At 67.5% G+C, this 24,039-nt stretch carries 28 protein-coding genes; 18 read left to right on the top strand and 10 right to left on the bottom strand.

Features of this window, described 5'->3' with window-relative positions; genetic code table 11:
* Positions 1–52 precede the first annotated feature (52 nt).
* Positions 53–610: a hypothetical protein gene (locus tag ACFSNB_RS10115; RefSeq protein WP_377316106.1), complete on the top strand. Its 558-nt coding sequence runs from the start codon at positions 53–55 to the stop codon at positions 608–610.
* A 91-nt stretch (positions 611–701) separates the two neighbouring features.
* Here ACFSNB_RS10115 and rpmB read toward each other — a convergent pair whose 3' ends face one another.
* A complete protein-coding gene (gene rpmB, locus ACFSNB_RS10110; protein ID WP_377316104.1) occupies positions 702–1,001 on the bottom strand; it encodes a 50S ribosomal protein L28 in 300 nt (99 codons plus the stop codon).
* A gap of 188 nt (positions 1,002–1,189) precedes the next feature.
* On the opposite strand from rpmB, the gene ACFSNB_RS10105 reads away from it, so the two are divergent.
* The 9 genes from ACFSNB_RS10105 (at position 1,190) to ACFSNB_RS10065 (ending at position 9,302) form a co-directional block, all read left to right on the top strand.
* Positions 1,190–1,588, top strand: coding sequence for a Crp/Fnr family transcriptional regulator (locus ACFSNB_RS10105; RefSeq protein WP_377316102.1), 399 nt, complete (start codon positions 1,190–1,192; stop codon positions 1,586–1,588).
* 105 nt (positions 1,589–1,693) lie between these two features.
* Positions 1,694–4,168 (top strand): ATP-binding protein, encoded by a 2,475-nt coding sequence (locus tag ACFSNB_RS10100; protein WP_377316100.1) that lies wholly within the window; start codon positions 1,694–1,696, stop codon positions 4,166–4,168.
* A 99-nt stretch (positions 4,169–4,267) separates the two neighbouring features.
* Positions 4,268–5,221 carry an acetyl-CoA carboxylase carboxyltransferase subunit alpha gene (locus tag ACFSNB_RS10095; RefSeq protein ID WP_377316098.1) on the top strand — a complete coding sequence of 318 codons (954 nt, stop codon included), beginning with the start codon at positions 4,268–4,270 and terminating at the stop codon, positions 5,219–5,221.
* Positions 5,218–5,961, top strand: coding sequence for a glycosyltransferase family 2 protein (locus ACFSNB_RS10090; RefSeq protein ID WP_377316096.1), 744 nt, complete (start codon positions 5,218–5,220; stop codon positions 5,959–5,961). The genes ACFSNB_RS10095 and ACFSNB_RS10090 overlap by 4 nt, the downstream gene beginning before the upstream one ends.
* A complete protein-coding gene (locus ACFSNB_RS10085) occupies positions 5,958–6,704 on the top strand; it encodes a TVP38/TMEM64 family protein (RefSeq protein WP_377316094.1) in 747 nt (248 codons plus the stop codon). Before ACFSNB_RS10090 ends, ACFSNB_RS10085 begins: the two co-directional genes overlap by 4 nt.
* Positions 6,670–7,236, top strand: coding sequence for a BON domain-containing protein (locus ACFSNB_RS10080; protein WP_377316092.1), 567 nt, complete (start codon positions 6,670–6,672; stop codon positions 7,234–7,236). Before ACFSNB_RS10085 ends, ACFSNB_RS10080 begins: the two co-directional genes overlap by 35 nt.
* A gap of 143 nt (positions 7,237–7,379) precedes the next feature.
* Positions 7,380–7,601: a type II toxin-antitoxin system VapB family antitoxin gene (gene vapB / locus ACFSNB_RS10075; RefSeq protein WP_377316090.1), complete on the top strand. Its 222-nt coding sequence runs from the start codon at positions 7,380–7,382 to the stop codon at positions 7,599–7,601.
* 179 nt (positions 7,602–7,780) lie between these two features.
* Positions 7,781–8,368 carry a hypothetical protein gene (locus ACFSNB_RS10070; RefSeq protein WP_377316088.1) on the top strand — a complete coding sequence of 196 codons (588 nt, stop codon included), beginning with the start codon at positions 7,781–7,783 and terminating at the stop codon, positions 8,366–8,368.
* A 16-nt stretch (positions 8,369–8,384) separates the two neighbouring features.
* Entirely contained in the window at positions 8,385–9,302 is a 918-nt protein-coding gene (locus ACFSNB_RS10065) for a Kiwa anti-phage protein KwaB-like domain-containing protein (protein ID WP_377316086.1), read from the top strand.
* 214 nt (positions 9,303–9,516) lie between these two features.
* Here the strand turns inward: ACFSNB_RS10065 and queC are convergent, their stop codons facing one another.
* A complete protein-coding gene (gene queC, locus ACFSNB_RS10060; RefSeq protein ID WP_377316084.1) occupies positions 9,517–10,215 on the bottom strand; it encodes a 7-cyano-7-deazaguanine synthase QueC in 699 nt (232 codons plus the stop codon).
* Between the two features lie 13 nt (positions 10,216–10,228).
* Positions 10,229–10,771, bottom strand: a complete 543-nt coding sequence (locus ACFSNB_RS10055) for an aspartate 1-decarboxylase (RefSeq protein ID WP_377316082.1) — start codon at positions 10,769–10,771, stop codon at positions 10,229–10,231.
* 162 nt (positions 10,772–10,933) lie between these two features.
* On the opposite strand from ACFSNB_RS10055, the gene ACFSNB_RS10050 reads away from it, so the two are divergent.
* The 3 genes from ACFSNB_RS10050 to ACFSNB_RS10040 are packed head-to-tail and all read left to right on the top strand — an operon-like array spanning position 10,934 to position 13,320.
* Positions 10,934–12,301, top strand: coding sequence for a glutamate--cysteine ligase (locus tag ACFSNB_RS10050; protein ID WP_377316080.1), 1,368 nt, complete (start codon positions 10,934–10,936; stop codon positions 12,299–12,301).
* Between the two features lie 13 nt (positions 12,302–12,314).
* The gene (locus ACFSNB_RS10045) at positions 12,315–12,614 is read left to right on the top strand and encodes a chorismate mutase (protein ID WP_377316078.1); all 300 of its coding nucleotides are present in this window, start codon (positions 12,315–12,317) and stop codon (positions 12,612–12,614) included.
* 22 nt (positions 12,615–12,636) lie between these two features.
* Positions 12,637–13,320: a class I SAM-dependent methyltransferase gene (locus ACFSNB_RS10040; protein WP_377316076.1), complete on the top strand. Its 684-nt coding sequence runs from the start codon at positions 12,637–12,639 to the stop codon at positions 13,318–13,320.
* A gap of 178 nt (positions 13,321–13,498) precedes the next feature.
* Here ACFSNB_RS10040 and ACFSNB_RS10035 read toward each other — a convergent pair whose 3' ends face one another.
* From ACFSNB_RS10035 to ACFSNB_RS10020, 4 genes are read right to left on the bottom strand one after another with little or no spacing between them, the layout of a single operon-like run.
* Positions 13,499–14,275 carry an ABC transporter ATP-binding protein gene (locus ACFSNB_RS10035; protein WP_377316074.1) on the bottom strand — a complete coding sequence of 259 codons (777 nt, stop codon included), beginning with the start codon at positions 14,273–14,275 and terminating at the stop codon, positions 13,499–13,501.
* Between the two features lie 10 nt (positions 14,276–14,285).
* On the bottom strand, positions 14,286–15,095 hold the full coding sequence (locus ACFSNB_RS10030; RefSeq protein WP_377316072.1) for an MlaE family ABC transporter permease: 810 nt from the start codon (positions 15,093–15,095) through the stop codon (positions 14,286–14,288).
* On the bottom strand, positions 15,092–16,204 hold the full coding sequence (gene alr / locus ACFSNB_RS10025; RefSeq protein WP_377316070.1) for an alanine racemase: 1,113 nt from the start codon (positions 16,202–16,204) through the stop codon (positions 15,092–15,094). The genes ACFSNB_RS10030 and alr overlap by 4 nt, the downstream gene beginning before the upstream one ends.
* Before the next feature lie 11 nt (positions 16,205–16,215).
* The gene (locus ACFSNB_RS10020) at positions 16,216–17,739 is read right to left on the bottom strand and encodes a replicative DNA helicase (protein ID WP_377316068.1); all 1,524 of its coding nucleotides are present in this window, start codon (positions 17,737–17,739) and stop codon (positions 16,216–16,218) included.
* Positions 17,740–17,871: 132 nt separating this feature from the next.
* On the opposite strand from ACFSNB_RS10020, the gene ACFSNB_RS10015 reads away from it, so the two are divergent.
* The 3 genes from ACFSNB_RS10015 (at position 17,872) to ACFSNB_RS10005 (ending at position 19,307) form a co-directional block, all read left to right on the top strand.
* The gene (locus tag ACFSNB_RS10015; RefSeq protein ID WP_377316066.1) at positions 17,872–18,228 is read left to right on the top strand and encodes an NADH:ubiquinone oxidoreductase subunit NDUFA12; all 357 of its coding nucleotides are present in this window, start codon (positions 17,872–17,874) and stop codon (positions 18,226–18,228) included.
* 65 nt (positions 18,229–18,293) lie between these two features.
* The gene (locus ACFSNB_RS10010) at positions 18,294–18,785 is read left to right on the top strand and encodes an MlaD family protein (protein WP_377316064.1); all 492 of its coding nucleotides are present in this window, start codon (positions 18,294–18,296) and stop codon (positions 18,783–18,785) included.
* A gap of 15 nt (positions 18,786–18,800) precedes the next feature.
* The gene (locus tag ACFSNB_RS10005; RefSeq protein ID WP_377316062.1) at positions 18,801–19,307 is read left to right on the top strand and encodes an MlaD family protein; all 507 of its coding nucleotides are present in this window, start codon (positions 18,801–18,803) and stop codon (positions 19,305–19,307) included.
* A 96-nt stretch (positions 19,308–19,403) separates the two neighbouring features.
* Here the strand turns inward: ACFSNB_RS10005 and htpG are convergent, their stop codons facing one another.
* Entirely contained in the window at positions 19,404–21,266 is a 1,863-nt protein-coding gene (gene htpG, locus ACFSNB_RS10000) for a molecular chaperone HtpG (protein WP_377316060.1), read from the bottom strand.
* Between the two features lie 209 nt (positions 21,267–21,475).
* Here htpG and ACFSNB_RS09995 point away from each other — a divergent pair, with 209 nt between their 5' ends.
* Complete coding sequence (locus ACFSNB_RS09995; RefSeq protein ID WP_377316058.1) at positions 21,476–21,838, top strand: HPF/RaiA family ribosome-associated protein; 363 nt, start codon at positions 21,476–21,478, stop codon at positions 21,836–21,838.
* Positions 21,839–22,012: 174 nt separating this feature from the next.
* The gene (locus tag ACFSNB_RS09990; protein WP_377316056.1) at positions 22,013–22,870 is read left to right on the top strand and encodes a LysR family transcriptional regulator; all 858 of its coding nucleotides are present in this window, start codon (positions 22,013–22,015) and stop codon (positions 22,868–22,870) included.
* A gap of 261 nt (positions 22,871–23,131) precedes the next feature.
* Here the strand turns inward: ACFSNB_RS09990 and rpmG are convergent, their stop codons facing one another.
* Positions 23,132–23,299 (bottom strand): 50S ribosomal protein L33, encoded by a 168-nt coding sequence (gene rpmG, locus ACFSNB_RS09985; protein WP_002725389.1) that lies wholly within the window; start codon positions 23,297–23,299, stop codon positions 23,132–23,134.
* Positions 23,300–23,436: 137 nt separating this feature from the next.
* Positions 23,437–23,970 carry an iron transporter gene (locus ACFSNB_RS09980; RefSeq protein WP_377316054.1) on the bottom strand — a complete coding sequence of 178 codons (534 nt, stop codon included), beginning with the start codon at positions 23,968–23,970 and terminating at the stop codon, positions 23,437–23,439.
* Positions 23,971–24,039: the final 69 nt, after the last annotated feature.

The raw sequence follows: 24,039 nt of genomic DNA, 5'->3' as shown, positions 1-24,039 counted from the left end.
CCCGTGGTGGGGGAGGGGGCGGTCGGAGGGTGAGGGAAAAAGGCAGGTCGGGATGGCGACGATCGCGGTCAAATCCTGTCTGGACGTGGTGTTCCGCCTGACCGATCAGGCGCTCAACGATCGCGAATACCTCCAGCCGCAGAAGCTGCACCGGCTGCTGTTCCTGTCCCAGGCCTATTTCGCGGTGGCCTATGGCGGCCGCAAGCTGATGCCGGCGACCTTCGTCACCGATTCGTTCGGGCCGATCGAGCCGACCATCTTCCACATGTTCGCCTATGGCCGGCCGCACATGATCGAGCCCAATCCGCTGCCCGATCAGGTGACGCGCTTCCTCGACGGCATCTGGCGCCGCTTCGGCCGCTTCACCGCCGAGCGGCTGACCCAGAAGGTGGCCGAGCACGGTCTGGTCGCCCTGGCGATGGCCAAGGGGCTCTATGTCGAGATTCCGTTCGAGGAGATGGTGACGTTCTACACCGCCGAGACCCAGGCGCGCCAAGGCGGCGCGGTCGAGGCGCTCGATCAGGTGGTGCGGCCGCGGGTGCTGCGCTCGCAGACCGGCAAGGCGGTGGCCGTCTCGTCCTGGGCGCCCAAGGCGCTCAAGAAGGACTGAACCTGTCGGCGGCGGGGAGCCGGCCGGACAAACGAAAAGAGGACCCGCGTGACGCGGATCCCCCTCGCAACCGAGCGCGGCGACCGAAAGATCAGGCGGCTTCGGCCTTGCTGGCCAGCGCGCGCTGGATCCGGCGCTTGAGACGGAGCGCCTCGGCCGGCAGCTTGGTGTCGCTGACCGAAAGCAGGTACGAGTCGATGCCCCCGTTGTGCTCGACGGTCTTGAGGCCGTTGGTGCAGAGGCGCAGGCGGACGGTCTGGCCCAGGGCGTCGGACAGCAGCGACACTTCCTGGAGGTTGGGCAGAAACCGCCGCCGGGTTCTGTTGTTGGCGTGGCTGACGTTGTTGCCGGTCAGAACGCCTTTGCCGGTGATGGCGCAGCGACGAGCCATATCGAAAATCCTTGCTAGAAGACGGTCGCCGGACGCACCCCAGCCGCGATCGCTCGGGCGGTGCCGGAGGAAGCCGCGTTTTTACGGAGATCCGGCGGTGCCGTCAAGTCCGAATCGCCGCGCCGAGGTCCCCCGGACGATGGTATGCTGATCCGGCGGCGGCGATGGCTGGGGTGCGGAGGGCGGCGATGACGCGTGGCGGCGACGGGGCGACGGAACGGCGCGATTTCGCGCGCGGCACGCTGATCTTCCGCGAGGGCGATTCCGGCGACACCGCCTATCTGGTCCATCGCGGCACGGTGCGGATCTTCAAGACGGTCGGCGGGCGGCGGGTGACGCTTGGGCTGGTGCGGCCGTTCCAGGTGTTCGGCGAACTGGCCCTGATCGACGATGCCCCCCGGATGGCCGGGGCGCTGGCCGATGACGACGTCACCGTGCTGGTGCTGCCCCGGGCGGCGATCCAGGCGATGATCGATCAGGCCCCCGACGGGCTGCGCACCCTGATCCTGTCGATGATGGCGACGATGCGGGTGATGGGCGACGACCTCGCCGCCGCCCGCGCCGCCCTGCTCGACGCCGGGGGCTGATCTCCCCCCATCGGCCGGGGCGCCGGCCGGCGGTTGCGCGCGAAAGGGCGTCGGTCTATTCTCCTCTGGGTCGCATGGCTTCCCCCAGATCGGTGAGGTTCGCCCTTGTGCCCCTCCGACTCGCCCGCCGCCGTTCCGGCGCGGCATGGCCGCTGGATCCTGGCCGCGCTGGCCGGGATCACCGTGATCGTGGTCGGTCTGGCCGTGCTGACGGTCGAACTCGACCGCCAGGGCCGCCGCGCCTCGGCCTCGGCCGCCGCCCGGCTGCTGTCGGGGGCGCTGGCCCAGGGGCTCGGCGCCTATCTCGACCGGATCGACCTTGAACTGCGCGATCTGGCCGATGCCCGCCTCAATCCCCCCGGCCAGCACTGGAGCCAGGCGCTGGTCGAACGCCACCGCCGCCATCTGCCCGGGGTGATCACCGTCGAGCTGCTCGACGCCGCCGGCCGGCCGGTGCCCGGCGCGCGGGCCGGCGCCGCCCTGGCTCCCGAACGCGACGCGGTGGTCCAGGCCTTCTTCGCCGAATTGCGCGACGTCCCCGGCACCGCCCTGGTGCTGTCGTCGCCGCTGTGGGACGGCGCCAGCGGCCAGCGGGTGGTGCTGGCCGGCCGCCGGCTGACCCGCCCCGACGGCGCCTTCGCCGGGGTGGTGCGGGCGGTGCTGCCGGCCCAGGGGCTGGTCGAGCGTTTCCTGCCCGATTCCGTTCCGCCGGGGCTGCATGTCTCGCTGCTCAACCAGCGGGTCGAATTCCTCGCCCGCCGGCCGGCGGTGGCGGCGGTGCAGGGCGGCGCCATCTCGACCGCCGCCTCGGCGCCGCTGCGGGCGCTGATCGAGCGCGGCGCGGAGGAGAGTTCCTATCGCGCGGTGTCCCAGCTCGACGGCCAGTCCCGCATCGCCTTCCTGCGCCGCGCCGCCGGCCATCCGCTCTATTTCAGCGTCGGCATCGCCGAGGAAACCTTCCTCGATGCGTGGCGCAGCGAACTGGCCCGGGTGGCGGTGGTGGTGGTGGCCTTCCTGCTGCTGGTCGGGCTGGTGCTGTCGGCGTGGCGCCAGCGCGGCCGGGCGCTGGCGGCGCTGGCCGAGGCCCATCGCGCCGCCCATGCCCAGGCCGACCGGTTCGACCGGGTGCTGCGCGGCGCCAATGACGGCTGGTGGGACTGGGATCTGTTGCGGGACGAGGTCGAATATTCGCCGCGCTGGTGGGAGATGCTGGGCGAGCCGGCCGAAACGCGGCGCGGCTCGTCGCTGCTGTGGCGCGACCGGGTCCATCCCGACGACCGCGCCCGGGTCGAGGCCGAACTGGCCGCCGCCTGGGCCGGGGACGCGGCGACGCTGCGGAGCGAATTCCGCCTGCGCCACCTGTCCGGCCGCTCCCTGCCGGTGCTGGCCCGCTCGCTGCTCCAGCGCGACGCGGCCGGGCGGGTGGTGCGGATGTCGGGCACCATCACCGATCTCAGCTCAATCCGCGCGGTCGAGGCCCGGCTGCGGGCGATGTTCGACCTGTCGCCGCTCGGCTGCTGCCTGTGCGACGGCGACGGGCGGATCCGCGACGCCAATCCCGCTTTGCTGGCCCTGCTCGGCGGCGACCGGGCCGGGACGGTCGGGCGGAGGCTGCCCGAACTGGTGCCGCAGCCCGGCGCCGGGGGCGAGGAGGGCGCCCAGGCCGCCCGGCTGGCCGCCGAGGGCCGCTTCGGCCCCTATGAGAGCCTGTTGCCGCTGGCCGACGGGCGGACGGTGCCGGTCCGGCTGCGCGGGGTCCGTCTCGCCGCGACGGACGAGGCGGACGGGGCGGGGGAGGGCGAGACCATCTACACCCTGGTCGAGGATGTCGGCGCCCAGCGGGCGATGCTGCGGGCGCTGGAGGAACGCACCCGCGAACTGGCCCGCTCCAACGCCGATCTCGAACAATTCGCCTATGTCGCCAGCCACGATCTGCGCGAGCCGCTCCGGATGGTGTCGAGCTTCCTCGGCCTGCTCGAACGCCGCCATGGCGAGGGATTCGACGACGAGGCCCGTCAGTTCATTGCCTTCGCCAAGGACGGGGCGCAGCGGATGGACCGGCTGATCCTCGACCTGCTCGATTTTTCCCGCATCGGCCGCGAGGATCTCGCCCTTGCCCCGGTGCGGCTGCGCGCCGCGATTGCGCAGGCGGCGGCCAACCTCGCGGTCGGGCTGGAGGAGAGCGGCGCCCGGCTGGAGATCGAGCCCGGGCTCGACGCGGTGACGGTGCGGGGCGATGCCGGCCAGCTCGCCAGCCTGTTCCAGAACCTGATCGGCAACGCGATCAAATATCGCAGCCCGGAGCGCCCGCCGCTGGTGACGCTGTCGGCGCGGCGGGTCGAGGGCGGCTGGCAGGTGAGCGTGGCCGACAACGGCATCGGCATCGAGCCCGATTATTACGAACGGATCTTCCGCCTGTTCCAGCGTCTGCACAGCCGCGAACGCTATGACGGCACCGGCATCGGCCTCGCCTTGTGCAAGAAGATCGTCGAGCGTCACGGCGGGCGGATCTGGGTCGAATCCCGGCCGGGCGAGGGCAGCCGCTTCCTGTTCATCCTGCCCGCCCCGGGCGGGGGCTGACCCCGCCGCCGGGCGCGGGCGCGGGCGGGGTTGCAAATGAGGCGAAGGCGCCACAACGCCGCTTGCTCCGGGGCGCGGCTGCTTGTATGACATCACCCCATGCATATTCTCGAATTCGAAAAGCCCGTCGCCGAGCTCGAGGGCAAGATCGAGGAGTTGCGCCACCTTTCCGACAGCGGTGAAGTCAACATCGCCGAGGAAGTGGGCAAGCTCCAGGCCAAGGTCGACAAGCTGCTGCGCACGACCTACGCCAAGCTCACGCCCTGGCAGAAGACGCAGGTGGCGCGCCACCCGCAGCGTCCGCACGCGCTCGCCTACATCCAGGGGCTGATCGAGGATTTCACCCCGCTGGCCGGCGACCGCCTGTTCGCCGAGGATCAGGCCATCGTCGGCGGCCTCGGCCGCTTCCGGGGCCGCTCGGTGGTGGTGATGGGCCACGAGAAGGGCCACGACACCGAAGGCCGCATCCGCCACAATTTCGGCATGGCCAAGCCCGAGGGCTACCGCAAGGCCCGCCGCCTGATGGAACTGGCCGACCATTTCCAGCTGCCGGTGATCACCCTGGTCGATACCGCCGGGGCCTATCCCGGGGTCGATGCCGAGGCGCGCGGTCAGGCCGAGGCGATCGCCCGCTCGATCGATGCCGGCCTTAATCTGCGGGTGCCGTTCGTCTCGACCATCATCGGCGAGGGCGGCTCGGGCGGCGCGATCGCGCTGGCCACCGCCAACCGGGTGCTGATGCTCGAACACGCGATCTATTCGGTGATCAGCCCCGAAGGCTGCGCCTCGATCCTGTGGCGCTCGGGCGAGAACGCCAAGGACGCGGCCGAACAGCTCCGTCTGACCGCCCAGGATCTGCTGAAGCTCGGGGTGATCGATGCCGAGGTGCCGGAACCGCTCGGCGGCGCCCACCGCGACGTGCCGCAGATGATCCAGACGCTGGGCAATTACATCGAGAACGCCCTCAACGACCTCTCGACCTTCGAGGGCGGGGTGCTGCGCGCCCGCCGGCGCGAGAAGTTCCTGGAAATGGGGAAAGTGGGGCTGTCGTGAGCGAGACCGAGGCGCCAGAACTGTCGGTTGTGGTGCCGGTCCGCAACGAGGCCGACAACATTCTCCCCCTGCTGCGCGAGATCCACGTCGTCCTCAAGAACCGGATGGCGTTCGAGGTCATCTATGTCGATGACGGCTCGACCGACGCCACCCCGGAACGGCTGAAGGAGGCCCGCCGCCTCTATTCGCGGCTGGTGGTGCTGCGGCACCGCACCGGCTGCGGTCAGAGCCGCGCCGTCGCCACCGGCATCCGCGCCGCCCGCGCCCCGCTGGTCGCCACCCTTGACGGCGACGGCCAGAACGATCCCGCCGACCTGCCGGCCTTGGTCGAGGCCTGGCGCGCCGCCGACGAGGCGGTTCGCCCCGGCCTGATGATCACCGGCTGGCGCGCCGCCCGCCGCGACGATCCGCTGCGCCGGCTGTCCTCGCTGGTGGCCAACCGGGTCCGCTCGGCCCTGCTCGGCGACGGCATCCCGGATTCCGGCAGCGGGGTCAAGCTGCTGCCCCGCGCCTTGTTCCTCGATCTGCCTTACTTCGACCACATGCACCGCTTCATGGCCGCGCTGGTGATCCGCGCCGGTGGCCGGGTCGAGACGGTGCGGGTCAATCACCGCCCGCGCGAGCGCGGCCAGTCCAAATACGGCATGTGGGACCGGCTGTGGGTCGGTCTGGTCGATCTGCTCGGGGTGATGTGGCTGATCCGCCGCTCCAGCCGGCCGGTGATCGAGACCGTCGAGTGACATCCGCCCGCGTGCCGGGGCTGCGTCCCCGGATTCTGCTGCGCGGCCTGACCCTGATCGCCACCCTGGCCGCCGCCGGCTTCCTGATCGAGATGCTCGGCCTGCGTCAGGCGCTCGATGCCGGCTGGATCGACCAGCAGATCCGTGGCCACGGCCTGCGCGGCGATTCCCTGTTCGTGCTGGCCGGCGCCCTGGCGATCGGCATCGGCCTGCCGCGTCAGGCGGTGTGCTTCCTCGCCGGCTATGCCTTCGGTTTCGTCGAGGGGGTGCTGTGGGCGACCCTCGCCTCGCTGCTCGGCTGCCTCGGCGCGTTCTGCTACGCCCGCTGGCTCGGCCGCGCGGTGGTGGTGGCCCATTTCCCCGACCGGATCGCCCGGCTCGATGCGTTCCTGGCCGGCAACACCCTGTCGATGACCCTGCTGCTGCGGCTGCTGCCGGTCGGCAGCAACCTGCTGACCAACCTTGCCGCCGGGGTGTCGGGGGTGGCGCTGCTGCCGTTCCTCGGCGGCTCGCTGCTCGGCTATCTGCCGCAGACGGTGGTGTTCGTGCTGCTCGGCAGCGGCATCCAGGTCGATCCGCCGCTGCGGATCGGCGTCAGCGTGGTGCTGTTCATCGCCTCGGGGGTGCTGGGGATCTGGCTGGTGCGGCGCTATCGCCATGGCCGCCGGCTCGACCCGGCGATCGAGGCGGTGCTCGATGAGGAAGAGGATGCGCGCGGGGATGGTGCGGCGCGGGCTGGCTGAGGCGGTGCTGGTGGCGGTCCTGCTCGGGGCCGCCGGCTGCGCGCCGACCCGTCCGGTCGGGCTGGCGGGATCCGCCGGCACCGCCCGGGTGGCCCCGGACGACCGCGCCCTGGCCAACGCGGTGCTCGACCGCCTGCTCGCCGCCGATCGGACCGGGTTCCAAAGCGTGTCGGTGCTGGCCTGGCGCGGCACCGTGCTGCTGACCGGCGCGGTGGTCCGTCCCGGCCAGCGCCAGCGCGCCGAACGCACCGCCGCCGGGGTGGACGGAGTCCATGGGGTGCTGGTCGATCTCCATCTGATCGAGGCGCCGCTGCTGCCCGAATTCCTGCCGGATTCCACCGGCGAGCAGACCCTGCTCGCCCGCCTCGACGGCCAGCCCGGCCGCTATGCGGTGCGGCTGGTCCACGGCGTCGCCTATCTGCTCGGCACCGCCCCCACCCGCGCCGCCGCCGATCGCGCCGCCGACACCCTGCGCGAGGCCGACGGGGTTAAGTGGGTGGTCGATCATACTCAGGCCGAGGACGGGCGGTAGGGGGATTGCGCGGGCTCTGCCCGCACCCGCCAAGGGCCGCAAGGCCCTTGGAACCCTTTGATGGTCGGGAGAGGGCGGGGATCCGTTGAAGCTCACGCGTGGCGGGATGTACACTGTATATATCCGCGCGGCTGGAGCCTCCCATGACCCGCACGACCTTGTTTCAGAGCAACCGTTCCCAAGCCGTTCGCCTGCCGGAGGAGGTCGCGTTCCCCGATGGCGTGACGGAAGTGACCATCCTGCGCGACGGGGCGCGTCGGGTGATCGTTCCCGCCAATGCGATCTGGGATGATTTCTTCTCCAGGCCCGGGCTCGATTGGCCCGAACGTGAACAGCCGCCGATCCAGGAGCGGGAGAGCCTGTAATACCGGCTGCCCTTTGAACTGACCCGTTGGGTCAGTTCATTGGCCGGGACGGCATAACTCTGGCGAGTTGGGCTCGATCAGTCGATGGTTTTTCGCGGCGGAAACCGGGATCTCGCCTAGCGTCGCGACTTGAACTATCATTGTCTGAATTGGAGTTCATCGCGGCGGAACGATGTAGCATGCAGCTCAGAAAGACGTCCGCCTTCGCCCTCTATCTGGGCTCTTATCTTCCATTGAGCCTCATCCTGTTCGTACAGGATTTGAATTTGGACGCCCTGAAGGTGGGCGTGGAAAATCCATTGGAGTTATTAAAAAGTGGTTTTCAATCGCTTCTGTTGCATCCTGTTTGGTCGCTCACGGCGGTTGGTGTCGGCGCTGCCTGTTTGTTGGCAACCAATTGGTTGTTGAATGCGGTTAAAACACCTCATCGGATACGCATCATAGAGGCAAAACATGTTCCAGCGGACCTGATTAATTACACGATACCGTATATAGTGTCATTTATGGGTCTTGATTTTGGCTTTAACTCGAAAATAATCGGGTTTTTTGTTTTTCTTTTTTGGATGTTCTGGATATCGTACCGATCTGGCCAGATATTCATGAATCCTATCCTTGTTGTTTTTGGCTGGAGGCTTTATGAGATCAAATATAGTCATATGCAGAGTGAAGATCAGTTGATTGGGCGGGTTCTCTCTAAAGTTGAGATAGAGCCGAGATCTATATACTTTCAATGTAGAATACAAGATGTGATGATTATACGCAGCTAATGGTATGGAGGCGCGAGTGGCAGATTTGGCGGGCATTAAGGCATTCGATCTAGATGGATCGGATCTGACCGTGTGGGTTTACAAAAAATCGATGAGGGATGGGCTTCCTATATTTACCGGAAGGTGGGTCGGCATAACGGAGGATCTTGGGGTGGCCTTGCGGCACTCGGTGGCAACGGCGCTAGAAGCCATTACCGAGATCATCGATTACGATATCCTTGCTCAGAATAACGAATCTAGCGCGCTCACACTCGGTGCCGACGAAACGCACATCGGGCTTGTCGAAGGGCAATCGGCGAATCCGACCGAAGGGCGGAAGGTAACGAATCTCAAGCATATCGCTAACGCTGATTTCTATATGTTGCGCTTCGCCAACGAAGATGGCGTCTTGCTGACTTTGAGGAAGACCAACGCAACTTGGAGCACAAAACGTTCGTTAGGCATGATGCGCATAGTGTTAAATGATGAAGAGCTAGACATTGATGAGCGCCCCTCCTTTAGTATTGAGCCATTCTTCGATTTTTTTGTATTTGGTGGCGATGTGTTTGTATCTAATAAACAGCATTTCGAGTCGGTGTTGGCGTATCGCGCGGGACATCTCGAAGCATTTCATGAGCTGACTGCTGACACGGCATTCAGCAATGTTTTCTCCGACGTAAGTGTAATATCTGATTTCGTTGGGGAGAACAAAATACAATTGCGCAGAGCGATCGCGATTAGGGAAAAAGGGCACTATAGGGATCGAGTTTTTATGAAAAATCTTCGTGAAGAATGCGCATCCATGGGCTTTAATATTGTTTTTGATGAGTATGGGAGGATTGTTCCTACGCCAGATAGTTGCCGCGATATATTCCAGGCGCTACTTGATCATAGGCTGTATTCTCGTCTTTCAAGCCGGATTTATGATGTGCAAAGTACAGAGCCAGTAGGTTGATGAATGAGGCGCGGGCATTAAATCAAGGCCGTGCATTCACTGCCGTGAAAATGCACGACCCGTGGATCGCCGGGAGTGGCCGTAATGTGGTCGGCGGCAATTAAAGATCGCCATTTACCCGCCTCCATCCCTCAAACAAGAAGGGGGCTCCGGGGCATCGCCCCGGGCGGGTGTGGGCGGCAGCCCACCGACAGCGTTGCCGCCCGTTTTGCCGTCAGACGTAGGGCGCCGGATCGCTCAGCCCGGCCTCGGCGAAGCCCTTCAGCCGCAGGCGGCAGGAATCGCACTGGCCGCAGGCCCGACCATCCGGGGCCGGATCGTAGCAGGTCGAGGTGATGGCATAATCGACCCCGAGCGCGAGGCCCCGGCGGATGATGTCGGCCTTGGTCAAATCGATCAGCGGGGTATGCAGCCGCATCCGGCGTCCTTCGACCGCCGCCTTGGTGGCGAGGTTGGCCATCGCCTCGAAGGCGTGGATGTAATCGGGGCGGCAATCGGGATAGCCGGAATAATCGACCGCGTTGACGCCGAGGAAGATGTCGGCGGCGCCGACCACTTCGGCGAAGGCCAGGGCGAAGGACAGCATGATGGTGTTGCGGGCCGGGACGTAGGTCACCGGGATGCCGTCATGGTCCATTTCGGCCTGATCGCGGCCCTTGGGCACGGCGATGTCGGCGGTGAGGGCCGAGCCGCCGAACAGGCGGAGGTCGATATCGGCGATGCGGTGGTCGGCGACGCCCTGGGCGGCGGCGACGCGGCGGGCGGCGTCGATCTCGACCGAGTGGCGCTGACCATAACGAAAGGTCAGGGCCGAGGGGGTGAAGCCCTCGGCGCGGGCGATCGCCAGCACGGTGGAGGAATCAAGGCCGCCCGACAGCAGGACGATCGCGGGGCGCGGAGCGGGGGGGATCATCGCGCCGGCTCCGTCACAGCGAAAAGTGGCGGGACAGGAAGGCGTCGATTTCCGTCTCGCTCCAGCCCTTGTCGCTCAGCGACTTGCGCACGCCGGCGATATCGACGTTGGGCCAGGTGTGGCAGCTTTCGATGGTCTGGCGGCCGGCATCGACGATGCGGAAATCGTAGGGGCGGCGGTCGCTCTGGAACACATCGTAATAGAGCACCTGATCGATCTGATTGTCGGGCAGGAAGGTCAGGATGCGCGGCTTGATCTCGTAGAGGCGCTCGGGCTGGTCGATCAGCTCGGCCCCGGCGATGATCAGCTCGTCGCCCTTCTGACAGGTGCGGGCGGCGGCGCCGTTGAGGATGCAGCACCGCGAGCCGGGCTCGCCGAAAATGACGTAGGTCGAGATCCGGGCGGCGGAATTCTTGTTCCAGATCTCGACGAATTCCATCGGATAGAGGCCGGCCAGCTCGCACTGCTCGGGATCAAGGGTGATCGAGCCGTGATAGTTGAGATCGGCATTGGTGACGCGAATGCCATGCAGCTTCGCGCGAATGACCTTCATCATGGGGCACCGGAACGACGGGAAACGACGGGGCCAGACCTAAGCCCTCGGGCCATCTTTTCGCAACACCTTAATGCAGCCCGGGGCCGGATTGATTCGCCGCTTGACGCCCGCGCCGCCCGTGTCGTTTGCTAGCCCCGTTCATCTCTAACGGGAGCCTGCCTTATGTCCGCCCCAGCGGTGCCAAGCGCCGAGCCGGTTACCGGGACGCGCCAACTGGTCGAGGCCCTCGAAGCCGGCTGTAAACCCGCCGAAGACTGGCGGATCGGCACCGAGCACGAAAAGTTCGCCTTCACCACCGACGATCTGCGGCCGCTGCCCTATGACGGCCCGCGCGGCATTCGGGCGCTGCTGGAGGGGCTCTGTCGCCTCGGCTGGCAGCCGGTCGAGGAAAACGGGCAGGTGATCGCCCTGATCGACGGGGCCGGGGCCTCGGTGACGCTGGAGCCGGGCGGCCAGTTCGAGCTGTCGGGCGGCCTGATGGCCGATCTGCACCAGACCGCCGCCGAGGTCACCACCCATCTCGATCAGGTCAAGACGGTGGCCGAGCCGCTCGGCATCGCCTTCCTCGGCACCGGCTTCCAGCCGAAATGGCACCGCGACGAGATCCCGTGGATGCCCAAGGGCCGCTACGACATCATGCGCCGCCACATGCCGACGGTGGGCGGCAAGGGCCTCGACATGATGCTGCGCACCTGTACGGTGCAGGTGAACCTCGATTTCGCCTCCGAGGCCGACATGGTGCGCAAGCTGCGGGTGTCGCTGGCATTGCAGCCGGTCGCCACCGCGCTGTTCGCCAGTTCGCCCTTCATCGACGGCCAGCCCTCGGGCCTGCTGTCGGCCCGCGCCGACGTGTGGACCGACACCGACCCGGCCCGCACCGGCGGCCTGCCCTTCGCCTTCGAGGAGGGGATGGGGTTCGAGCGTTACGTCGAGTGGATGCTCGACGTGCCGATGTATTTCGTCTATCGCGACGGGCGCTACATCGACGCCGCCGGCCAGAGCTTCCGCGACTTCATGGCCGGGCGGCTGCCGGCGCTGCCGGGCGAGCGGCCGACCCTGGGCGACTGGAGCGACCATCTCACCACCGCCTTCCCCGACGTGCGGCTCAAGAAGTTCCTCGAGATGCGCGGCGCCGATGGCGGGCCGTGGCGGCGGCTGGTGGCGCTGCCGGCGCTGTGGACCGGGCTGCTGTATGACGCGGTCGCGCTCGACGGGGCGTGGGAGCTGGCCAAGGACTGGAGCGCCGAACAGCGCGAGGCGCTGCGCCAGGACGTCGCCCGGCTCGGGCTCGACGCCACCATCGCCGGCCGCACCGTGCGCGACGTGGCGATCGACATGATCGAACTGGCGGCCGAGGGGCTGCGGCGGCGCGGCCGTTATAATGAATCCGGGCGGGACGAGAGCATTTTCCTCAGCCCGCTCGACAGCATCGCCCGCAACGGCGTCACCGCCGCCGAGGAGATGCTGGAGGCCTTTGCCGACCGTTGGGGCGGCAAGGTCGATCCGCTGTTTTCCGAATACGCCTACTGACAGGATCCTTTCCATGATTGTTCCCTGCGGCTCGCTCGCCGAGGTGCGCGCCAACATCGACCGCCTTGACCGCATCATCGTTCCGCTGCTGGCCGAGCGGGCCGGCTATGTCCGTCAGGCCGGCCAGCTCAAGCCGAGCCGCGACGCCGTGGTCGATCACCCCCGCATCGAGGACATCATCGTCAAGGTCCGCGCCCTGGCCGGCGAGCAGGAGATCGATCCCGATCTGATCGAGCGGATCTACCGCGCGATGATCGACGCCTACATCGCGTTCGAGGATGGAGTCTGGACCCGCGCCCACGCGGCGCCCTGACCGGGAGGGGGAGGCGGCGGCGATGCAACTGGACGAGATCGTTCCCTGGGGGCGGACCCTCGAGGAATACCGCGAGATGTTCGCCTTGTCCGACGCCGACCTCGATCTGCGTCTGCTCGGCTGCGGCGATGGCCCGGCCAGCGCCAACGCCGAGCTGACCGCCCGGGGCGGGCGGATGGTGTCGGTCGATCCGCTCTACCAGGTCCCGGCCGGGGCGATCCGCGACCGCATCCGCGCCACCGCCGACACCGTGCTGAGCCAGACCGAGGCCAACCGCGACCAGTATGTCTGGACCACCATCCCCGACATCGCCGGGCTGGCCCTGCTGCGGCTGGGGGCGATGGGGCTGTTCCTCAATGATTATGGGGTCGGGCGGGCGGCGGGGCGTTACATCGTCGGCCGTCTGCCGGATCTGCCGTTCGGTGACGACAGTTTCGATCTGGCCCTCTGTTCGCACCTGCTGTTTCTGTACAGCGCCTATCTGGGGTTCGAGGCTCATCTCGCCGCCGTCCGCGCCATGCTGCGTGTCGCCCCCGAGGCGCGGATCTTTCCGCTGCTCGATCTCGACAATAACGTCTCAGGCCATCTTGAGCCATTGCGGCGGGCGCTGGAGGGCGAGGGGCACTACAGCGAGGTCGTTCCGGTGGAGTACGAGTTTCAGAAGGGGGCCAACCAGATGCTGCGCCTGCGGCGGAAGGAAGGCTAAAAACGCGGGCTCTGCCCGCACCCGCCAGGAGCCAGCGGCTCCTGGACCAGCATCAATGGTCGGGAGCCCGATCAGCCTTCAGCTTGGGCGCAAGCGTCTGCCGCGTACTCCCATCGAAGCAGGTCCAGGAGCCGCTGGCTCCTGGCGGGTCCGGGCGGAGCCCGCGATCATCACGCCGTCAGGCGCGCAGTTCCATCTGGATCGGGCCTTCCTCGCGGCCGTGGATGAACTGATCGACGTAGGGGTTGCCGGAGGATTCGATCTCGCTGGCCGGGCCGACCCAGATCAGCCGGCCTTTGTAGAGCATGGCGATGCGGTCGGCGATCTTGCGGGCGCTGGCCATGTCGTGGGTGATCGACAGGGCGGTGGCGCCGACCTCCTTGACGCATTTGACGATCAGGCCGTTGATCACGTCGGCCATGATCGGGTCGAGGCCGGTGGTCGGCTCGTCGAAGAAGATGATTTCCGGGTTGGTGGCGATGGCGCGGGCCAGGGCCACGCGCTTCTGCATGCCGCCCGACAGTTCGGACGGGTAGAGCGCCCCGGCCGAGGCGGCGAGGCCGACCTGGGCCAGTTTCTCGATCGCGATGTCGCGCGCCTTGGCCCGCTTCATCCGCTGGCCCTGGATCAGGCCGAAGGCGACGTTCTCCCACACCCGCAGCGAATCGAACAGCGCGCCGCCCTGGAACAGCATGCCGAACTTGCGCATCACCCGGTCGCGCTCGCGGGCGGAGATGCCGACCACCTCCTCGCCGTCGATGCGGATCGAGCCCTGCTCGGGCCGCAGCAGGCCGAGGATGCATTTCAGCATCACCGACTTGCCGGTGCCGGAGCCGCCGATCACCACCAGCGATTCGCCGCGGCCGATCGACAGGTCGATCCCTTCCAGCACCCGCTTGGGGCCGAACGACTTGTGCAGATCGGTCAGGACGATCTTGGGGGCGGCGTCGGTCACCGGGCGGGCCTCACTTACCGAAGAACAAAGCGGTGATCAGGTAGTTGAACACCAGGATCATGATCGCCGAGGACACCACCGCGTTGGTGGTGGCGGCACCCACCCCCTGCGCTCCGCCCTTGGAATAATAGCCGTTGTAGCAGCCGAGCAGGGTGATCAGGAACCCGAACACCGCCGCCTTGGCCAGGCCGGAGATCACGTCGAGCGCCTCGAGGTAATCCCAGGTGCGGGTGATGTAGGTGGCCGAATTGAAGTTCAGCTTGTAGACCCCGACCAGATAGCCGCCGAACACGCCGATGATGTCGGCGATCAGCACCAGCAGCGGCACCATCAAGAGGCCGGCGATCAGCCGGGGGGCGATCAGGTACTTGAACGGGTTGGTCGACAGGGTGGTCAGGGCGTCGAGCTGCTCGGTGACGCGCATGGTGCCGATCTCGGCCGCCATCGCCGCGCCGACCCGGCCCGCCACCATCAGCCCGGCCAGCACCGGGGCCAGTTCGCGGGTCATCGACAGCACCACCACCGTCGCCACCGCGCCCTCGGCCGAGAAACGGGCGAAGCCGGTATAGCTTTGCAGCGCCAGCACCATGCCGGTGAAGATCGCGGTCAACCCCACCACCGGCAGCGAGAAATAGCCGATCTCGATCATCTGGCGCAGGATCAGGCGGGGATAGAACGGCGGCCGCACCGTGTGCGACAGCGCCACCGCGGTGAAGGCGGAAACGCGGCCGATCTGGGCGAGGAAGCCGAGGAACACCCGGCCCAACTGGGCCAGCACCCCGAGCCCGCCCCGGCCCAGCGCGGTCAGCAGCGCCGTCACGCCGCGTCCTCCCCGCTGATCCAGCGGCGGTGGTGGCGGGCGCCCAGCGCGGTGAGAATTTCGTAGCCGATGGTGCCGGCGTCGGCGGCGACGTCATCGACGGTCTGGCCCGCGCCGATCAGATCGACCAGTGCCCCGGGATGGGCGATCTCGGGCGGGAGCGCGCTGACGTCGAAACAGGCCAGATCCATCGACACCCGTCCGACCAGCGGCACCTTGACCCCCCCGAGCATGGCATGGCCCCGATTGCCGAGCGACCGGAACCAGCCATCGGCGTATCCCACCGCCACGGTGGCGATCCGCCCCGGGCCGGTAACGCGATGGGTGGCACCATACCCAACGGTCCGGGGGCTGTCAACGTCACGGACCTGAAGGATTTTTCCTTGCAGACGAACGACTTGCGCCATCGGATTGGGGCGGTCCGGGGTGGGGTTGAGCCCGTACAGCGCCGCCCCCGGCCGCACCATGTCGAAATGGAAGGCGCGGCCGAGAAAGCAGCCGCCCGAGGCGGCGAGGCTCATCGGCATCGCCGGCAACTGCCCGGCCAGCCGGGTGAAGCGGGCGAGCTGCTCGGCGTTCATCGGATGGCTGCGCTCGTCGGCGCAGGCGAGATGCGACAGGGCCAGCACCGGCCGCACCCGGGCCAGCACGTCGGGCCGGCCGGCGAGGCGTTCCAGTTCCAGTTCGTCGATGCCGAGCCGGTTCATCCCGGTGTCGATGTGCAGCGCCGCCGCCGGGGCGCCGCTGCCGGCGCGGGCGAAATTGGCCCAGCCGGTCAACTGGGCCAGGCTGTTGAGCACCGGGATCAGGGCGTGGGCGAGGAACTCGCCCTCGGTGCCGGGCAGCGGGCCGTTGAGGACGAAGATCACCGGCTCGGGCAGCACGGTGCGCAGGGCGATGCCCTCGTCGAGGGTGGCGACGACGAAGGTGTCGCAGCCGGCGGCGGCCAGGGCCGGGGCGACCCGGGCCGCGCCCAACCCGTAGGCGTCGGCCTTGACCACCGCGGCGACCTTGGCCGGAGCGACGCCCTGGGCGATCAGCCGCCAGTTGGCGACGATCGCGGCGAGATCGACGGTCAGCAGACTGCCGGCATGGGACGGATTGGTCATGACACCCCTCTTTAGAAACCCGGCTCTTCGAAATGGCCGGGGTCGGCCAGATTGCCGAACTTGGTGTATTCGCCGCGGAACGACAGCCGCACCGTGCCGACCGGCCCGTGACGCTGCTTGGCGACGATCACCTCGGCGGTGTTCCATACCTCCTCGCAGCGTTGCTGCCAGCGGGCATGGCGGTCGTTGAATTTGTCCTCGGCCTCGTCGGGGCGGCGTCCCGGCTCGGCCCGCTCCAGATAATATTGTTCGCGGAACACGAACATCACCACGTCGGCGTCCTGTTCGATCGAACCGGATTCGCGCAGATCCGACAATTGCGGCCGCTTGTCCTCGCGCGCCTCGACCGCGCGCGACAGCTGGGACAGGGCGATCACCGGCACCGACAGTTCCTTGGCCAGCGCCTTGAGGCCACGGGTGATCTCCGACACTTCCTGCACCCGGTTCTCGTTGCCGCCACCGGCGCCGCTGCCGCGCAGCAATTGCAGGTAGTCGATCACGATCAGCCCCAGCCCGTGCTGGCGCTTCAGCCGCCGCGCCCGGGTCCGCACCGCCGAGATGGTCAGCGCCGGGGTGTCGTCGATGAACAAAGGCAGCCGGGTCAGCGCCTGCGACGCCAGCACCAGCCGCTCGAATTCCTCGTTCGACAGCTCGCCCTGGCGGATCTTGTGGCTGGCGATCTCGGCCTGCTCGGCCAGGATGCGGGTGGCGAGCTGCTCGGCCGACATTTCGAGCGAGAAGAAGGCGGTGATCGCCCCGTCCACCGCCTTCTTGCGGCCGAGGGCATCGACCTCCTCGCGATAGGCGCTGGCGGCGTTGAAGGCGATGTTGGTGGCGAGCGAGGTCTTGCCCATCGACGGGCGGCCGGCCAGGATCAGCAGGTCGGAATCATGCAGGCCGCCCAGCTTGCCGTCGAGATCGACCAGCCCGGTCGGCACCCCGGACAGCTTGCCCTGGCGCTTGTGCGCCGCCTCGGCGTCGGCGATCGCCTGGGTCAGCACCGCGCCGAACGCCTGGAAGCCGCCCTCGGCCTGCCCGGTGGTGGCCAGTTCGTACAGCCGGGCCTCGGCGCTGCGGACCTGATCGAGCGCGGTCTGCTCGATCGCCGGGGCATAGGCGGCGTTGACCACGTCCTCGCCCAGCCCGATCAGCTCGCGCCGCATGTGGGTGTCGAAGATCAGCCGGCCATATTCCTCGGCATTGATCACCGACACCACCGAGTTCGACAAGGCAGCGAGATACTCGATCCCGCCCAGCTCGGCCAGGGCGTTGTCGCTGTCGAAATAGGTCTTGAGCGTGACCGGATTGGCCATCTGGCCGCGCTCGATCAGCTTGCCGCAGGCCTCGAACACCCGGCGGTGGACCGGGTCGGAGAAATGCTCGGGGCGGAGGAACTCGGCGACCTTCTCGAACGCCCGGTTGGACAGCATGATCGCGCCGAGCAATTGCTGCTCGGCCTCGTGATTGTGGGGCGCGACCCGCGTCAGCGTCGGTTCGGCCGCAACGGTCAGGTGTCGGGACGGTTCGGGGGGCATGGCGAGCGGACTCTAGCCCGGTTTGCCCGCGCTGTCACGACACCCGATCATCGCCGCCCCGCCGGGCTGGACGCGACCGGCCGCTTCCGCCTATAGTCCGGCCGAAGCGTTGATCGATCCGAGGATTCGAGGATGGCCACTTTCGGCACCCTGCTGTTCACCTGGACCCGGGGCAGGCTGGTCGGCACCGATCCCGACGGCAACCGTTATTATACCGAGCGCGCGCCCGATCCGGCGCGGCGCCGGGCGCGGCGCTGGGTGATCTATCGCGGCAAGGCGGAAGCGTCGCGGGTGCCGCCGGAATGGCACGCCTGGCTGCACCACACCGCCGAGGCCCCGCTCAACGCGGTGGCGCGCTGGCCGTGGCAGAAGCCGCACCGGGCCAACCCGACCGGCACCGCCCGGGCCGAGCTGCCGCCCGGGGCCGACGCCGCCGGCGGGCAGCGTGAGCCCGCCACCGGCGATTACCAGCCGTGGCGCCCGGCCTGAGCCGGACGCGCGCGGGGGATTTGAACGCAGGCCGGGGATCCGGGGCTTAGGGAATCGAGGGGGAGATGGTCAGCCGCAACGACCGCGACACCGTCATCGGCGGGGTCGTGCTGCTCGCCGGGATGCTGGCGATGATGCTGGTGTTCTTCGTCGGCAATCAGGTGCGCGGCGAGCAGTCGGATTACGATCTGATCGCCCGCTTCAACCGCGCCGACGGCGTCACCGTCGGCACCGCGGTGCGGCTGTCCGGCGCCCAGGTCGGTACCGTGGCGGCCCAGGCGCTCGACGGGCGTTACCGTGCCCTGCTGACCCTGCGGTTGCAGGGCGACGTCCACCTGCCGGCCGACACCGCCGCGCTGATCCAGACCGACGGGCTGCTCGGGGCCAAGTTCCTCGAACTGCGCCCGGGCGGCGAGGAGGACGAACTGAAGCCCGGCCAGGAAATCCAATATACCCAGGACGCGGTGGTGATCGAGGATCTGCTGGAGCTGATCATCCAGCAGGCCCGGGCCAAGCGCGGTTACCTTGACCGGCCGCTGCCGGCCACCATCAATTGAACGGATAAGCCGACCATGGGACGGACTGCGATCGAAACCATCATGGGGGCGGTGGTGCTGGGGGTGGCGGCGACCTTCCTCGCCTTCGCCTGGTCCCACGCCCGCTTCGGCAAGGTCGAGGGCTACGAGATCCGTGGCACCTTCGCCAGTGTCGGCGGGCTGGAGGCCGGCGCCGACGTCAAGATCAACGGCATCAAGGTCGGCACCGTGCTGAGCCAGAGCCTCGACCCGCGCAGCTTCGACGCGGTGGTGCGGATGTCGATCACCCCGTCGGTCCGCCTGCCCACCGACACGGTGGCCAGCATTTCGAGCGAGGGCCTGCTGGGCGGCAAGTTCGTCAAGCTGACCCCCGGCACCGCCACCGCCTTCCTGCCGGCCGGCGGCAGCCTCGGCCCGACCCGCAGCTTCAAGTCGCTGGAGCAGATGGTGGGCGAGCTGATCTTCCTCGCCACCTCCGACAACGCCAAGCCGGCCACCCCGGCGCCGGCCCCGGCGCCCGAACCGGCGACGCCGACCCCCTGACGGGGGAGGGGGGCTCCGCCCACCCCGCCCAGGATCCCCCCTTGATGGGATCCAAGGGCCTTGCGGCCCTTGGCGGGTGCGGGCAGAGCCCGCGTTTCAGACGCTTCTTTCCATCACCGCGGTGAGACGGCGGGCGAAGGCGGCCGGATCGGCCGGGGGTTCGCCTTCGAGGATGCGGGCCTGATCGAACAGCAGCGCCGCGAAATCCTCGACCGCGTCGTCGGTGCCGCCTTCCTTGACCCGATGGGCCAGCCCCTTGATCAGTCCGTGGCGCGGGTTGATTTCGAGGATGCGGGGCCGTTCGGCCTCGACCTGACGGTGGGCGCGCAGCAGCTTTTCGAGGTGCAGGCTCATTTCCCCCTCGTCGGCGACGAGGCAGACGGCGGATTCGGTCAGACGTTCCGAGGCGCGGACATCCTTGACCTTGTCGCCGAGGGCCAGCTTGACGGCGGCGATCAGGGCGGTGACCTCGTCGGCCGGGGCCTCCTCGGCCTTGGGCCGCTCGTCGCCCTCGGCGGCCTGGACCTTGGCCAGATCGGCCCCGGCGGCGGCAACCGAGCGGAACGGCTTGTCCTTATAGGCGCTGACGGCGGAGACCCAGAACTCGTCGATCGGGTCGGTCAGCAGCAGCACCTCGACCCCCTTGGCGGCGAAGCCCTCAAGCTGCGGGCTCTTGCGCAGGGCGGCGATGTCGTCGCCGGTGATGGTGTAGATCGCGTCCTGGCCGTCCTTCATCCGGCCGAGATAGTCAGCCAGCGACACCCAGCCGTCCTGGGTGGTCGAGCGGAACCGGCACAGCTCGAGGATGTCCTCGCGCCGCTCGAAATCCTCGTAGAGGCCTTCCTTCAGCACCGCGCCGAAGGAGTCCCAGAAGGTGGCGTAATCGCCGTCCTCGGCCTCGGCCCGCTTCTTCAGCTCGCCGAGGACGCGCTTGACCAGCCCGGAGCGGATCTTGGCCAGCACCGGATTGTGCTGGAGCATCTCGCGGCTGACGTTGAGCGGCAGGTCCTGGCTGTCGACGATGCCGCGCACGAAGCGCAGATAGGGCGGCAGCAGCTCCTCGCAATCGTCGGTGATGAACACGCGGCGGACGTACAGTTTGACGTGCTGCTTGCGGTCGGGGTTGAACAGGTCGAACGGCTTGCTCTTCGGCACGAACAGCAGGTTGGTGTACTCGATCGCGCCTTCGGCCTTGTTGTGCAGCACCGCCCAGGGCTCGTCGAAGGCGTGGGCGACGTGGTGATAGAATTCCTGGTACTGCTCGGGGGTGATCTCGGACTTGGCGCGGGTCCACAGCGCGCTGGCCGAGGTGATGCTGTCCTCGGTCTCGCCTTCCTTCAGCAGCACCGGGATGGCGATGTGGTCGGAGTAACGCTTGACCACCGACTTGAGGCGGATGGGCTCCAGGAACTCCTTGGCATCCTCGCGCAGATGCAGGGTGATGGCGGCGCCGCGATCGGCGGCCTCGACCGGGGTGACGGTGAACTCGCCCTTGCCGTCGGACTCCCAGCGCCACGCCTTGTCGTCGCCGGCCTTGCGGGTGGTGACGCTGACCCGGTCGGCGACCATGAAGGCGGAATAGAAGCCGACGCCGAACTGGCCGATCAGGCTGACATCCTTGCGGGCGTCGCCGGTCAGGCGGCTGAGGAACTCGGCGGTGCCGGACTTGGCGATGGTGCCGAGATTGTTGATCAGGTCGTCATGATCGAGGCCGAAGCCGTTGTCGGCGATGGTCAGGGTGCCGGCGGCACTGTCGGGGATCAGGCGGATGCGGAACTCGGCCCCGTCCGCAACCAGTTCGGGCTGGGTCAGCGCGGCATAACGCAGTCGGTCGCAGGAATCCGAGGCGTTGGAGATCAACTCGCGCAGGAAGATCTCCTTATTGGAGTAGAGCGAGTGGACGACGATGTCGAGCAGCTTGCCGACCTCGGCCTGGAATTGCCGCTTCTCTTCGGCCATGGGGAAAGGTCTCCGTCGAAAGGGATGAAAAAACAAGGCGCCCTGATATGCGATGCCGGAGCGGGTGTTGCAAGTGTGTCGATTCTCCGAAACAATGGTTCGTCCCGGGGAAGCGTTCCGCCGCTAGCCGTCGGGAGCCGTTCTCCCGGGACCACGCCGCGACAGTATCGCGGCGGAACGGGCGTGTGACCGTTATAAGGGAGACGTTGATGCAGATTCCCCTCCAGATCACCTTTCACGGCATCGATCACTCCGAGGCCGTCGAGACCCGCATCCGCGAACGCGTGGACAAGATCCATGCCCTGTTCGACCGGATCACGTCCTGCCGGGTTGTGATCGAGGCGCACCATCGCAACAAGTCAAACTGCCATCACAAGGGGGAGCCGTTTCACATCCGCGTCAGCATCGCCGTGCCCGGGTCCGAACTGGTCGTCAAGCGCGACCCCAAGGACGCGCACGTCAACGAGGACATCTATCTCGCCCTGCGCGAGGCGTTCGATTCGATCGAGCGGCAATTGAAGGATTACGCCTCGCGCACGCGGGGTGAGGTCAAGGCGCGCGCCAGCGCCTGAATCGCGACCGGGCCGGGGGGCTGGTCCCCCCGCCCGGGACGGGATCCCGGCGCGGGGCGCTATCGATCAAAATTATTGATGTGCCATCTCGGCGCGGTTGAAGCTTGACCGCGCATGGGGTAAGAGTGCGGCGTTTTGCAACGCGGCATCCGCCGGTTGACCTGGACTCCCCCGATGAACATCGATCTCGCCCGCACCTTTCTTGAAATCGTCGATACCGGCAACTTCAACAAGGCGGCCGAGCGGCTGTCGGTGACCCAATCCACCGTCAGCATGCGGATCAAGGCGCTGGAGGACGAGCTGGGGCGGCCGCTGTTCGTCCGCTCGAAATCCGGCACCCAGCTGACCGCCGCCGGGATGCAGTTCCGCCGCTACGCCACCACCATGGTGCGGATCTGGGAACAGGCCCGCCAGGAACTGGCGCTGCCGCCGGGCTTCCGCACCGTGCTGACGGTGGGGGGCGAGGTGTCGCTGTGGGACCGGTTGCTGGTGCAGTGGATCCCGTGGATGCGCACCGCGATGCCCGAGGTGGCGCTGCGGGTCGAGGTCGGGCTGTCGGACGGATTGATGCGCAAGCTGATCGAGGGGCTGCTCGACGTCTGCGTGATGTACTCGCCGACCAGCCGCCCCGGGCTGCATATCGAGAAGCTGGTCGACGAGCGGCTGGTGCTGGTCTCGACCCGACGCCGCAGCGCCGAGGAATGGGATGACGATTACGTCCTGGTCGATTGGGGGCCGGATTTCCGCGCCGCCCACAGCCAGGCCTTCCCCGACCTCAAGACCCCGGCGGTGTCGGTCGGGCTGGGGGCGATGGGGTTGCAGCACATCCTGGCCCATGGCGGCACCGGCTATTTCCCGATGCGGGTGGCCCGGCCGCACATCGCCGCCGGCCGGCTGTTCGTGGTGACCGGCGCGCCGGAATTCCGCCGCCCGGCCTATCTGGTCTGCGCCGAGGACGAAACCCGCGAGGATTGGTTCACCACCGCCCTCGACGGATTGCGCTACGTCACCTCACTCGAACAGGAAGACTAGCGTTTCAAAAGACTGAAGACCATTCGTGGGCTCCGCCCACGCCCGCCAAGGGCCGCAAGGCCCTTGAAACCCGTTCCTTGCCCTTCGCGCGGCCAACATCCGCGCCCAAGCTGACAGGCCGGTCCGCGCCCCGACCATCAAGGGGATCCAAGGGCCTTGCGGCCCTTGGCGGGGGCGGGGCGGAGCCCCGCGTTGGCCCAAAACAAAACGGGCGCCGTCGCCGGCGCCCGCTCATCATTCGACCGTGCGGTCGAAAGCCAACTACTTGATCTTGGCTTCCTTGAACTGCACGTGCTTGCGCACGACCGGGTCGTACTTGCGGAACTCGAGCTTTTCGGTGGTCTTGCGCGGGTTCTTTTTGGCCACGTAGAAGAAGCCCGTCCCGGCGGTGCTCAGCAGCTTGATGAGGATGGTGGCAGGCTTGGCCATCTTGAATATCCCGAACGAAGTTTCCGAAGGAAGATCAGGGGCGGCACCATACCGATCCTGACGGCGAAGTCAAGGAAATTCCCCTCTCCGCCGGGCCGCGGCGGGGAGGGGCGAGGGGGAGGGGAGGGCGGCGGGCGTCAGTAGCCGCCCTTCTTGCCGACGCTGCCGACGAAGGTGAAGTCCCATTCCTGGTCGAAGCCGCTCCACCACGGCCCGACCCCGGTTTCCTTGTCGATGTGGCGGGTGAAGCCGTGCTCGTTGGGGGGCGTGACGTGGAAGGCGACGTGATACTTGCCCGGCCCGGGCAGCACCACGTTCTGGCCGTAATGCGGGCCGTCATTGGCCACCATCGGGATCAGCTCGCCCTTCAACTGGACCGAGGGATCGCCCGGCTTGGTCACCAGATAGGACACGCCGAGATTGGGGATCCATTCCCCGGCGGCGAAGCCGTTCTTGTTGCCCTTGAGGGCGTGGATGTCGGCCTCGAGATGGACCGCGCCGGGATCGTGGGCGTCATGCTCCATCCCTTCCATCATCACCCCCTGGAGGTAGACGGCGCCGATCCGCATCCCGTCGCGCTCGATCGCCCGTCCGATCGGATGTTCGGCCGCCGCCGCCACGCCTGCCCCCAGCACCAGTCCCAGCGCCGTCGCGGCCACAAGTCTGTTCATCGGTTCCACTCCTCATTGATGCGGTTAAGACTAATATCACAAAGCGACGGCAGCCCGGGCGCGAAAGCG

This window comes from Phaeospirillum tilakii (assembly GCF_042683125.1).
Classification (GTDB): domain Bacteria; phylum Pseudomonadota; class Alphaproteobacteria; order Rhodospirillales; family Magnetospirillaceae; genus Phaeospirillum; species Phaeospirillum tilakii.
The sequence above is the reverse complement of the archived record's forward strand: the minus strand, read 5'-3'. Positions and strand labels throughout refer to the sequence as shown.